General features: G+C 62.2%; 10 protein-coding genes. 7 read left to right on the top strand and 3 right to left on the bottom strand.

Translation table 11 applies throughout. The annotated features are described in order from the left end of the window. Positions 1–389 precede the first annotated feature (389 nt). The 3 genes from lysS to BT116_RS20245 all read right to left on the bottom strand — a co-directional run bounded on the left by lysS (position 390) and on the right by BT116_RS20245 (position 4037). Complete coding sequence (lysS, locus tag BT116_RS20235; protein WP_057448378.1) at positions 390–1892, bottom strand: lysine--tRNA ligase; 1503 nt, start codon at positions 1890–1892, stop codon at positions 390–392. A 108-nt stretch (positions 1893–2000) separates the two neighbouring features. Continuing rightward, positions 2001–3096 (bottom strand): peptide chain release factor 2 gene (prfB, locus tag BT116_RS20240; RefSeq protein ID WP_139209464.1). Its coding sequence is split into 2 segments (ribosomal slippage): positions 2001–3023 and positions 3025–3096, totalling 1095 coding nucleotides; the frame shifts between segments, so codons are not numbered across the junction. A gap of 230 nt (positions 3097–3326) precedes the next feature. Continuing rightward, entirely contained in the window at positions 3327–4037 is a 711-nt protein-coding gene (locus BT116_RS20245) for a tellurite resistance TerB family protein (protein ID WP_072346658.1), read from the bottom strand. Positions 4038–4220: 183 nt separating this feature from the next. Between BT116_RS20245 and BT116_RS20250 the strand changes: the two genes are divergently transcribed. From BT116_RS20250 to BT116_RS20280, 7 genes are all read left to right on the top strand, one after another. Beyond that, positions 4221–5135 (top strand): LysR family transcriptional regulator, encoded by a 915-nt coding sequence (locus BT116_RS20250; protein ID WP_072346660.1) that lies wholly within the window; start codon positions 4221–4223, stop codon positions 5133–5135. 144 nt (positions 5136–5279) lie between these two features. Next, positions 5280–6737: a gamma-aminobutyraldehyde dehydrogenase gene (locus BT116_RS20255; RefSeq protein ID WP_072346661.1), complete on the top strand. Its 1458-nt coding sequence runs from the start codon at positions 5280–5282 to the stop codon at positions 6735–6737. Positions 6738–6827: 90 nt separating this feature from the next. Beyond that, positions 6828–7979 (top strand): putative ABC transporter substrate-binding protein YdcS, encoded by a 1152-nt coding sequence (gene ydcS / locus BT116_RS20260; RefSeq protein WP_072346663.1) that lies wholly within the window; start codon positions 6828–6830, stop codon positions 7977–7979. A 259-nt stretch (positions 7980–8238) separates the two neighbouring features. Then, the gene (locus tag BT116_RS20265) at positions 8239–9276 is read left to right on the top strand and encodes an ABC transporter ATP-binding protein (RefSeq protein ID WP_003198125.1); all 1038 of its coding nucleotides are present in this window, start codon (positions 8239–8241) and stop codon (positions 9274–9276) included. A gap of 1 nt (position 9277) precedes the next feature. After that, on the top strand, positions 9278–10225 hold the full coding sequence (locus BT116_RS20270; RefSeq protein WP_072346665.1) for an ABC transporter permease: 948 nt from the start codon (positions 9278–9280) through the stop codon (positions 10223–10225). Continuing rightward, the gene (locus BT116_RS20275; RefSeq protein ID WP_057448389.1) at positions 10215–11033 is read left to right on the top strand and encodes an ABC transporter permease; all 819 of its coding nucleotides are present in this window, start codon (positions 10215–10217) and stop codon (positions 11031–11033) included. Before BT116_RS20270 ends, BT116_RS20275 begins: the two co-directional genes overlap by 11 nt. 72 nt (positions 11034–11105) lie before the next feature. Further along, entirely contained in the window at positions 11106–12530 is a 1425-nt protein-coding gene (locus tag BT116_RS20280) for a gamma-aminobutyraldehyde dehydrogenase (protein WP_072346667.1), read from the top strand. Positions 12531–12676: the final 146 nt, after the last annotated feature.

Consider the following 12676-nt stretch of genomic DNA (forward strand, 5'->3'; position numbering starts at 1 on the left):
CTCACGGCGCCGGTAGCACATGGCAGGCTAAACAGATCTCCCAGGGTAATTCGCGCGACCTTCCTGCTTATGCCTGTCGGATCTACGTCACAGCGTTCCGTGCAAGTATCGGGCTTTGAAGATATTGGCCTTCTTACCCCGCTGTGCCGCCTAATCCGCTTCCTGTTCGTCAGGCCAGCATTTTGCCTCGGGCTGCCTTCAGATTCGCAGTCGCCCGCGACACCCTTGCCTCTGGCTAACACTTCCCCTTGCCGGGTGTGTAGAGGACTTGCACCTCCAAGTCACCAGCGTGGCCACCACAGCCAAGCTGGTTGCGCTTGCGCGCAACGCGCCATGCCTGGCGCACCAATAAAAAGCCGCCCATCGAGGCGGCTTTTTAGTTGAAGCACTTACGCTTGAGGCCGCATGTGCGGGAAGAGAATCACGTCCCGGATCGACGGCGAGTTGGTCAACAACATCACCAGGCGATCGATGCCGATGCCTTCGCCTGCGGTCGGCGGCATGCCGTATTCCAGGGCCCGCACGAAGTCGGCATCGTAGTGCATGGCTTCGTCGTCGCCAGCGTCCTTGTCAGCCACCTGGGCCATGAAACGCTCGGCCTGGTCTTCTGCATCGTTGAGCTCGGAATAGGCGTTGGCGATTTCACGACCACCGATGAACAGCTCGAAACGGTCGGTCACGCTTGGGTTCTCGTCGTTGCGACGGGCCAGCGGCGACACTTCGAACGGGTACTGGGTAATGAAGTGCGGCTGCTCCAGCTTGTGCTCGACCAGCTCTTCGAAAATCATCACTTGCAGCTTGCCCAGACCTTCGAAGCCGAGCACCTTGGCACCGGCCTTCTTGGCGATGGCGCGAGCCTTTTCGATGTCGTTCAGGTCATCGGCAGTCAGTTCAGGGTTGTACTTGAGGATCGAGTCGAACACCGACAGGCGCACGAACGGCTCGCCGAAGTGGAACACCTTGTCGCCGTACGGCACGTCGGTGGTCCCGAGAACAAGCTGCGCCAGCTCGCGGAACAGTTCCTCGGTCAGGTCCATGTTGTCTTCGTAGTCGGCGTAGGCCTGGTAGAACTCGAGCATGGTGAACTCGGGGTTGTGCCGGGTCGAAACGCCTTCGTTACGGAAGTTGCGGTTGATCTCGAAGACTTTCTCGAAGCCACCGACCACCAGCCGCTTGAGGTACAGCTCCGGCGCGATGCGCAGGAACATTTCCATGTCCAGGGCGTTGTGGTGGGTTTCGAACGGCTTGGCCGCCGCACCGCCGGGGATGGTCTGCAGCATCGGCGTCTCGACTTCCAGGAAGTCACGCTTCATCAGGAAGCTGCGGATGTGAGCGATGACTTGCGAGCGCACGCGGAACGTCTGGCGCACGTCTTCGTTGACGATCAGGTCGACGTAGCGCTGGCGATAGCGCTGCTCGGTGTCGGTCAGGCCGTGGTGCTTGTCCGGCAACGGGCGCAGGGACTTGGTCAGCAGGCGCACGCTGGTCATTTCGACGTACAGGTCGCCCTTGCCGGAACGGGCCAGGGTGCCTTCGGCGGCAATGATGTCGCCCAGGTCCCAGGTCTTGACGGCGGCCAGGGTTTCTTCCGGCAGGGTCTTGCGGTTGACGTAGACCTGGATGCGCCCGGTCATGTCCTGGATCACCATGAACGAACCACGGTCGAGCATGATACGACCGGCCACCTTGACTGGAATCGCCGCCTCGGCCAGCTCTTCCTTGGTCTTGTCCGCATACTGCTTCTGCAAGACGTCGCAGTAGGCGTCGCGGCGGAAGTCGTTGGGGAAGGCCTGGCCCTTGGCGCGCTCGGCAGCAAGCTTTTCCTTGCGCAGGGCGATCAGGGAGTTTTCTTCCTGTTGCAGGGCTTGCGGGTCGAGTTCTAGGTCGCTCATGTCTTTAAGGATTCCATCACAGGTTCGTTGCCCCCGGCCCCGGGCCGGAGTTTGCGGGCCAGTCTGCTCCTTGATGGAAGCGTGCCTGCCCGCCGCATGGGTGTCGCGTTACAGCCCTTGTTTGAGGCTGGCGATCAGGTATTCATCGATATCGCCATCGAGCACCTTGTCGCAATCGCTGCGTTCGATGCTGGTCCGCAGATCCTTGATCCGCGAGGCATCGAGCACGTACGAACGGATCTGGTGACCCCAGCCGATGTCCGACTTGGTGTCTTCCAGTGCCTGGGACGCCGCGTTGCGCTTCTGCACTTCCTGCTCGTAAAGGCGAGCCCGGAGCATCTTCATCGCGGTGTCTTTGTTGGCGTGCTGGGAACGCTCGTTCTGGCAGCTGACCACGGTGTTGGTCGGTACGTGGGTAATCCGTACGGCCGAGTCGGTGGTGTTGACGTGCTGGCCACCGGCCCCGGAGGAACGGTAGGTGTCGATGCGCAGGTCCGCCGGGTTGATCTCGATCTCGATGTTGTCGTCGATTTCCGGCGAAACGAACACGGCCGAGAACGAGGTGTGGCGGCGGTTGCCGGAGTCGAACGGGCTCTTGCGCACCAGGCGGTGCACGCCGATCTCGGTCCGCAGCCAGCCAAAGGCGTATTCGCCCTTGATGTGCAAGGTGGCGCCCTTGATCCCGGCGACTTCACCGGCCGACAGTTCCATGATGGTGGCGTCGAAACCGCGTTTGTCAGCCCAGCGCAGGTACATGCGCAGCAGGATGTTGGCCCAGTCCTGGGCTTCGGTGCCGCCGGAACCGGCCTGGATGTCCAGGTAGGCGTTGTTCATGTCCATCTCGCCGCTGAACATGCGACGGAATTCCAGCTTGGCGAGGTTCTCGTCGAGGCGTGTCAGCTCGGCGACGACATCGCCGACCGCGCCTTCATCGTTCTCTTCGACAGCCATGTCCAGCAGGTCGCGGCAATCGGCCAGGCCACTGGACAACTCGTCCAGGGTCTCGACGATCTGCGCCAGCGCAGAACGCTCGCGGCCCAGCTCCTGGGCGTACGAAGGGTTGTTCCAGACATTCGGATCTTCAAGCTCGCGATTGACTTCGGTCAGACGCTCATGCTTTTGATCGTAGTCAAAGATACCCCCGAATAGTTTCGGAGCGCTCGGACAGGTCCTTGATGGTGTTAAGGATCGGGTTGATTTCCATGGCGGGCAGCACTCGTTGGCGAACTTTTGAAAGCCGGCGAGTATAACGTAATCAAGCGCCAGCGGCAGCCCGCCTGGCGGCTTTAGGGGCAATGATACTCAGGGGTGGGTCAACACGGACCTGTGGCGAGGGAGCTTGCTCCCTCGCCACAGGGGGTTACGCCAGTCAATGCTCTTCTGTGGGAGCCTGCTCGCGATGGCGGTGGATCAGGGACTAGCGTTGGGGCTGTTCTAGGCGGTCGCCTGGCGCACCTGTTTTTCCAGTTCCACTTTCAACCCCGGCTCCAATTTGAGTTGGCGCGCCAGTTCATCGAGGTAGGACTTCTCCATGAAGTTTTCCTCGTCCACCAGCATCACGCTGGCGATGTACATTTCTGCCGCCATCTCCGGGGTGCTGGCGGCGCGGGCGACGTCGGTGGGGTCCAGGGGCTTGTTGAGTTCGGCGTGCAGCCAGTGTTGCAATTCCTGGTCGTTGTCGAGCTTGGTGAACTCGCCTTCGATCAACTGCCGCTCGCGCTCGTCCACATGGCCGTCGGCCTTGGCCGCCGCCACCAGCGCCTTGAGGATCGCCTGGCTGTGCTGCTCGACCTGCGCCGGGGGTACACGGTCGAGGGTCTGCGGTTCGGATTTCGGCGCGGTGCCTTGCTGGGCCTGCCAGTTGCCGTAGGCCTTGTAGGCGATCACGCCCAAGGCCGCGAGGCCACCATAAGCCAGGGCCTTGCCGCCGAAGCTGCGGGCTTTCTTGTTGCCCAGCAACAGGCCCATGGCACTGGCGGCCAGTGCCCCGCCGCCCGCGCCGGAAAGCATCCCGCCCAGGTTGCCGGAGCCGCCGAGTAATCCACCCAGACCACCGGACGACTTGCCTTGGGACCCGCCAGCCTTGTTCTGCAACATTTCCTGGCCGGACTTGAGAAGCTGATCGAGCAATCCACGGGTGTTCATTTGTTGCCTCCACAGTGTCGGGTCAACGTAAGGCCACCAGCCTAGATCGAAAGTGCCCCGGCGCCGTTGGCGAGATTGCTTCCAGATGTTGCCTGGCTCATTCAAAGACGCATTCACCTATCCTTCTAAAAAAACGATATACACTCCAGTACATTGATAAAATCGCCCACCGGGTATTCGACCATGATGACCCTGCGCCAGATCCGCCATTTCATCGCGGTGGCCGAAATCGGCTCGATCTCCGCCGCTGCGCAAACGGCGTTCATTTCCCAGTCGACCTTGACCCTGGCCATCCAGCAACTGGAGCAGGAAATCGGCGTCAGCCTGTTCAACCGCCATGCCAAAGGCATGACCCTGACCCATCAGGGTCATCAATTCCTGCGCCAGGCCCATTTGATCCTGGCTACGGTCGACAATGCCAAGCGCAGCCTGCAACAGAGCACCGACCAGGTCACCGGCCAAGTCACCATCGGCGTCACCAGCCTGGTCGCCGGCTATTACCTGGCGGACCTGCTGACCCGTTTCCAACGCGCCTATCCCAACGTGGAAATCCGGGTGATGGAAGACGAGCGGCCCTACATCGAGCATTTGCTGGTCAGCGGCGAAATCGACGTCGGGGTGTTGATCCTGTCCAACCTGGAAGACCGCCACGCCTTGCAGACCGAAGTGCTGACGCATTCGCCACATCGCTTGTGGCTGCCGGCGCAGCACCCATTGCTGGAACACGACAGCATCAACCTGGCCGACGTGGCCCGCGAGCCGCTGATCCAGCTGAACGTCGATGAAATGGACCGTAACGCCCAACGCCTGTGGCGCGGTGCCGGCCTGCAACCGAAGATCACCCTGCGTACGGCATCGACCGAAGCGGTGCGCAGCCTGGTGGCGGCGGGGTTGGGCGTGTCGATCCAGCCGGACATGACCTACCGGCCTTGGTCGCTGGAGGGTGACATCATCGAAGCACGACCGATTGCCGACCTCAACCAGACCCTCGACGTCGGCCTGGCCTGGCGCCGGGGCACGGCGCGACCGGCGTCGGTCGACCCGTTCCTGGCCGTCGCCCGGGAACAACCTCATGGCGGGCGCAAGCCATCTATTTAATCGAACGCAGCCTTGAGTATTTCGAATTTGTCGGCCTTGAGGCTGAGCACTAGTCTTGCAGCATCACCCCATTCCATTGTGGGCGCGAGCAAGCTCGCTCCCACAGGTTCGGTGTTTCAACCGATATAAAAAGAGAAATCGGACATGGCTGGTATGCAAACCCCGTTGTGCACCGCGTTGCTGATCGACGGGGAACTCGTTCCCGGTGCAGGCCTTGTCGAGCCGATTCTCAACCCAGCTACCGGCGAAGTGGTGGCTCACATCGCCGAGGCCAGTACGGAGCAAGTCGAAGCTGCAATCCTCGCCGCCCATCAGGCCTTCGACGGTTGGTCGCGCACCACGCCGCAACAACGCTCGAACCTGCTGCTGGACATTGCCAGCGCCATCGAAAAGAACGCCGATGAACTGGCCCGCCTCGAATCCCTGAACTGCGGCAAGCCGCTGCACCTGGCGCGCCAGGATGACCTCAGTGCGACGGTGGATGTATTCCGTTTCTTCGCTGGCGCCGTGCGCTGCCAGACCGGCCAGCTCAGTGGCGAATACCTGCCCGGCTACACCAGCATGGTGCGCCGCGACCCGATTGGCGTGGTGGCGTCCATCGCACCATGGAACTACCCGATCATGATGGCCGCGTGGAAAATCGCCCCGGCCCTGGCTGCCGGCAATACGCTGGTGTTCAAGCCGTCGGAACACACACCGCTGTCGATCCTGGCCCTGGCGCCGACACTGGCCCAGATCCTGCCTCGAGGCGTCATCAATATCCTCTGCGGGGGCGGCGAAGGTGTGGGCAGCCATCTGGTCAGCCATCCCAAGGTGCGCATGGTCTCGCTGACCGGCGATATCGTCACCGGGCAGAAGATCCTTCAGGCAGCAGCGAAAACCCTCAAGCGCACGCACTTGGAACTGGGCGGCAAGGCACCAGTGATCGTGTGCAACGACGCCGACATCCAGGCCGTGGTCGAAGGCGTGCGCACCTACGGCTATTACAACGCCGGGCAGGATTGCACCGCGGCGTGCCGGATCTACGCCCAAGGCGCGATTCACGATCGCCTGGTGGCCGAACTCGGTGCGGCGGTCAGCAGCCTGCGCTTTGCCGGCAAGCGCGACGCCGACAACGAGATCGGCCCGCTGATCAGCACCCGTCAGCGCGACCGGGTGGCCAGTTTCGTCGAGCGCGCCCTCAGCCAGCCGCACATCGAACGCATCACCGGCGCGGCGGTGCATTCCGGCGCCGGTTTCTACTACCAACCCACGCTGCTGGCCGGCTGCAAGCAAAGCGATGAAATCGTCCAGCGCGAAGTGTTTGGCCCGGTGGTCACCGTGACCCGCTTCGACGAACTCAGCCAGGCGGTGGACTGGGCCAACGACTCCGAATACGGCCTGGCCTCCTCGGTGTGGACGCAAAACCTGGACAAGGCCATGCAGGTCGCGGCGCGCCTGCAATACGGCTGCACCTGGATCAACAGCCATTTCATGCTGGTCAGCGAAATGCCCCACGGCGGCCTGAAGCGCTCGGGCTATGGCAAAGACCTGTCCAGTGACTCGCTCCAGGACTACAGCGTGGTGCGCCACATCATGGCCCGCCACGGCCAGCATCTGTAGATAACAGCACTACTCTAATAACAGGCCTTCGATGGCGCTTCACCCCGTTGAAACACTGCCCCGACCATAATTAAAGCAAGAGGGATTTCCATGTACGCGCACAAGACCGTATTGCTCAGTGCAATCACCACGGCGCTGCTGACCAGCGTCAGCCTCCAGGCCGCCGAACCGCTCAAGGCCGTTGGCGCCGGCGAGGGCCAACTGGATATCGTCGCCTGGCCGGGTTACATCGAACGCGGCGAAAGCGACAAGGCTTACGATTGGGTCACCGGTTTCGAGAAGGAAACCGGTTGCAAGGTCAATGTGAAAACCGCCGCCACCTCCGACGAAATGGTCAGCCTGATGACCAAGGGTGGCTACGACCTGGTCACCGCCTCGGGCGACGCCTCGTTGCGGCTGATTGCCGGCAAGCGTGTGCAGCCGATCAACACCGCGCTGATCTCCAACTGGAAAAACCTCGATCCGCGCCTCAAGGATGCACCGTGGTATGTGGTCAACCAACAAACCTACGGCACCCCGTACCAATGGGGCCCGAACGTGCTGATGTACAACACCGACGTGTTCAAGCAGGCGCCCACCAGTTGGAACGTGCTGTTCAGCGCCCAGAACCTGCCCGATGGCAAACCGAACAAAGGCCGCGTGCAAGCCTACGATGGCCCGATCTACATCGCCGACGCGGCGCTGTACCTCAAGACCGCCAAGCCCGAGCTGGGCATCAAGGACCCCTACCAACTCGACGAAGCCCAGTACAAGGCCGTGCTGGAGTTGCTGCGGGCCCAGCAACCGCTGATCCACCGCTACTGGCACGACACCACTGTACAGATGAGCGATTTCAAGAACGAAGGCGTGGTGGCATCCGGTGCCTGGCCGTATCAGGTCAACGGGCTGATGAACGAGAAGCAACCGATCGCCTCGACCATTCCCAAAGAAGGTGCCACTGGTTGGGCCGACACCACGATGTTGCACGCCGAGGCCAAGCACCCCAACTGCGCGTACAAGTGGATGGACTGGTCGCTGCAACCGAAAGTCCAGGGTGACGTCGCCGCCTGGTTCGGCTCGTTGCCGGCGGTGCCAGCGGCGTGCAAGGGCAGCGAACTGCTGGGCGCCGAGGGCTGCAAGACCAACGGTTTCGATCAGTTCGACAAGATCGCCTTCTGGAAAACCCCACAGGCCGAGGGCGGCAAGTTCGTGCCGTACAGTCGCTGGACCCAGGACTACATTGCGATCATGGGCGGGCGCTAAGTCCCTCAGTCGGCGAAAAAACCGGAGCTGAGCACCGCTCTTGTGGCGAGGGGATTTATCCCCGCTGGGGCGCGAAGCGCCCCCAAAACTGACGCCTCTGACTATCAGGCAGACTGAGTCGACTGCTTTGGGGCTGCTTCGCAGCCCAGCGGGGATAAATCCCCTCGCCACAGGTCCGCCATGTTCCCGATCCAAACAGTTCGTGCCCGGCAACCGGGTAATGATTCAACACAAGCCCCGCTTGTTGGAGCACCGCACCATGACGCTTGCAGTCCAATTCACCCAGGTATCCCGTCAGTTCGGCGATGTCAAAGCCGTTGACCGGGTTTGCATCGACATCCAGGACGGCGAGTTCTTTTCCATGCTGGGCCCATCCGGTTCGGGCAAGACCACCTGCCTGCGACTGATCGCCGGATTCGAACAACCCAGTGCCGGCTCGATCCGCATCCATGGCGAAGAGGCCACCGGGCTCGCGCCGTACCAGCGCGACGTCAATACGGTTTTCCAGGATTACGCCCTCTTCCCCCATATGAACGTGCGCGACAACGTGGCCTACGGCCTGAAAGTCAAAGGCGTCGCCAAGGCCGAGCGCATCCAGCGCGCCGACGAAGCGCTGGAGATGGTTGCCCTGGGCGGCTACGGCGAACGCAAGCCGGTGCAGCTCTCCGGCGGCCAGCGCCAACGCGTGGCCCTGGCGCGCGCGTTGGTCAATCGCCCACGGGTGTTGCTGCTCGATGAGCCCTTGGGCGCCCTGGACTTGAAGTTGCGTGAACAGATGCAGGGCGAGTTGAAAAAGCTGCAACGCCAGTTGGGCATCACCTTCATTTTCGTCACCCACGACCAGACCGAAGCACTGTCGATGTCCGACCGCGTGGCGGTGTTCAACAAGGGCCGCATCGAACAGGTCGACACCCCACGCAACCTGTACATGAAACCGGCGACCACCTTCGTCGCCGAATTCGTCGGCACCTCCAACGTGATCCGCGGTGAGTTGGCCCGGGAACTGAGCGGTTATCCACAGCCGTTCTCGATTCGCCCGGAACACGTGCGTTTCGCCGAGGGTCCGTTGGCCAGTGGTGAGATCGAAGTCCACGGCCTGCTGCACGACATCCAATATCAGGGCAGCGCCACGCGCTACGAGTTGAAACTTGCCAACGGCCAGACCCTGAACCTCAGCCAGGCCAACACCCAGTGGCTCGACAACACGGCGCAGCACCAGACCGGCCAGCATCTGAGCGTACGCTGGGCGCGGGAGGCGATGGTCGCGCTGCACGACACCGTCAGTGGCGAGGTGTGAGATGAACACCCTGGCCATCGCTCAAACGCCCTCGCCCGGCTCACCGTTGCGACGCTTTTCCAACCTGCTGTACCGGCGCCCCAACCTGTACCTGTCGATGTTGTTGGTGCCGCCGCTGATCTGGTTCGGCGCAATCTACCTGGGCTCGCTGCTGACCTTGCTGTGGCAAGGTTTCTACACCTTCGACGACTTCACCATGGCGGTCACGCCGGACCTGACCCTGGCGAATTTCGCGGCGCTGTTCCAGCCGTCGAACTTCGACATCATTTTGCGCACCCTGAGCATGGCGATAGCGGTGTCCATCGCCAGCGCCATCGTCGCGTTCCCGATTGCCTATTACATGGCGCGCTACACCAGTGGCAAGACCAAGGCGTTTTTCTACATCGCGGTGATGCTGCCGATGTGGGCCAGCTACATCGTCAAGGCCTATGCCTGGACGCTGCTGCTGGCCAAGGGTGGCGTGGCGCAATGGTTCGTCCAGCACCTGGGCCTGGGGCCGGTGTTGCAGTTCGTGCTGGGGATCCCGGGCGTGGGTGGCAGCACCTTGTCCACCTCACACCTGGGGCGTTTTTTGGTGTTCGTCTACATCTGGCTGCCGTTCATGATCCTGCCGATCCAGGCGTCCCTGGAGCGTCTGCCGCCCTCGCTGCTGCAAGCCTCGGCCGACCTGGGCGCCAGGCCACACCAGACGTTCATGCAGGTGATCCTGCCGCTGTCGATCCCCGGCATCGCCGCCGGCTCGATCTTCACCTTCTCGCTGACCCTGGGGGATTTCATCGTGCCGCAACTGGTGGGCCCGCCAGGCTACTTCGTCGGCAGCATGGTCTACGCCCAGCAAGGCGCCATCGGCAACATGCCCATGGCCGCGGCGTTCACCCTGGTGCCCATCGTGCTGATCGCGATTTATCTATCCATCGTCAAGCGACTGGGAGCTTTCGATGCACTCTGACTCTCAAGACCGGGCCTCGTGGGGCTTGCGGATCGCGGCGTGGGGCGGGCTGGTGTTCCTGCACTTCCCAATCCTGATCATCTTCCTCTACGCCTTCAATACCGAGGACGCGGCGTTCAGCTTCCCGCCCAAGGGCCTGACCTTGAAGTGGTTCAGCGTCGCCTTCTCGCGCCCGGATGTGCTGGAAGCGATCAAGCTGTCGTTGCAGGTCGCGGCCATCGCCACGCTGATCGCCATGGTGCTTGGCACCCTGGCCTCGGCGGCGCTGTACCGGCGCGATTTCTTCGGCAAGCAAGGCATTTCGCTGATGCTGATCCTGCCGATTGCCTTGCCGGGCATCATCACCGGTATCGCGCTGCTGGCGACCTTCAAGACCTTGGGCATCGAACCCGGGATGTTCACCATCGTCGTCGGCCATGCAACCTTCTGCGTGGTGATCGTCTACAACAACGTGATCGCCCGCCTGCGCCGCACCTCCCACAGCCTGATCGAGGCTTCGATGGACCTGGGCGCCGACGGCTGGCAGACCTTTCGCTACATCATCCTGCCTAACCTGGGGTCGGCACTGCTGGCCGGCGGGATGCTGGCGTTCGCGCTGTCGTTCGACGAGATCATCGTCACCACCTTCACCGCCGGCCACGAACGCACCTTGCCACTGTGGCTGCTCAACCAGCTCAGCCGCCCGCGCGATGTGCCGGTGACCAACGTGGTGGCGATGCTGGTGATGATGGTCACGATGTTGCCGATATTGGGCGCGTATTACCTGACCCGTGGCGGTGAGAGCGTGGCCGGTAGCGGTGGGAAATAATCAACATTGATCGCTCACTGGGGAACCGCTCCCACAGGGGACTTGGGAAAACATTCAAGAGAGGACTTGGACATGCAAACCAAACTGCTGATCAACGGCCACCTGGTGAACGGCGAAGGCCCCAGCCAGGCGGTGTTCAACCCGTCGCTGGGGCGAGTACTGGTGGAAATCAACGAGGCCAGCGAGGCCCAGGTCGATGCTGCCGTGCGCGCCGCCGATGCCGCCTTCGAAGCCTGGTCGCAAGTACCGCCCAAGGACCGTTCCCTGTTGCTGCTCAAGCTGGCCGATGCCATCGAAGCCCACGGCGAAGAACTGGCGAAGCTGGAGTCGGACAACTGCGGCAAACCCTTGAGCGCCGCGCTGAACGACGAGATCCCGGCGATTGCCGACGTGTTCCGCTTCTTTGCCGGTGCCAGCCGCTGCATGAGCGGTTCGGCGAGCGGCGAATACCTGCCGGGGCACACTTCGATGATCCGTCGCGATCCGGTGGGCGTCATCGCCTCCATCGCGCCGTGGAACTACCCGCTGATGATGGTCGCCTGGAAAATCGCCCCGGCCCTGGCGGCCGGCAACACCGTGGTGCTCAAGCCGTCGGAGCAAACCCCACTGACAGCGTTGCGCCTGGCGGAACTGGCGTCGGAAATTTTCCCGGCTGGTGTACTCAACGTGATCTTTGGCCGTGGGCAGACCGTCGGCAATCCGCTGGTCACCCACCCGAAAGTGCGCATGGTGTCGCTGACCGGCTCCATCGCCACCGGCTCAAACATCATTTCCAGCACGTCCGACAGCGTCAAGCGCATGCACATGGAACTGGGCGGCAAGGCCCCGGTGATCATTTTCGACGACGCCGATATTGACGCGGCGGTGGAAGGCATTCGCACTTTCGGTTTCTACAACGCCGGCCAGGACTGCACCGCCGCCTGCCGCATCTATGCCCAGCAAGGCATCTACGAGCAGTTCGTCGAGAAACTCGGCGCCGCGGTGGGCAGCATCAAGTATGGCCTGCAAACCGCATCCGACACCGAAATGGGCCCGCTGATCACCGCCCAGCACCGCGACCGCGTGGCCGGTTTCGTCGAGCGGGCCATCGCCCAGCCACATATCCGCCTGATCACCGGCGGCAAGGCCGTGGACGGCAACGGTTTTTTCTTCGAGCCGACGGTGCTGGCCGACGCCCAGCAGGATGACGAAATCGTCCGCCGGGAAGTCTTCGGGCCTGTGGTCTCTGTCACGCCGTTCCTCGACGAGGCACAGGTGCTGGCCTGGGCCAACGACTCGGACTATGGGCTGGCCTCATCGGTGTGGACCGCCGACATTGGCCGTGCCCATCGCCTGTCAGCCCGCTTGCAATATGGCTGCACCTGGGTGAACACGCACTTCATGCTCGTCAGCGAAATGCCCCATGGCGGTCAGAAACGTTCCGGCTATGGCAAGGACATGTCCATGTATGGGCTGGAGGACTACACGGTGGTGCGACATGTGATGTTCAAGCATTGACGACAAGACAACGTTGGCAACACATGCTCGCGCCTGCCCGGCGTTCGTCCTGCTAAGGTTTTCGTCGATCGGTGCACGCCCGCCGGTTGACGGAAATCCTGGCAGCACCTAGGGTGTCTACAACGTATACACCTTGGAGATCAGCC

Source organism: Pseudomonas sp. NFACC16-2, assembly GCF_900119205.1.
Taxonomy (GTDB): domain Bacteria; phylum Pseudomonadota; class Gammaproteobacteria; order Pseudomonadales; family Pseudomonadaceae; genus Aquipseudomonas; species Aquipseudomonas fluorescens_Q.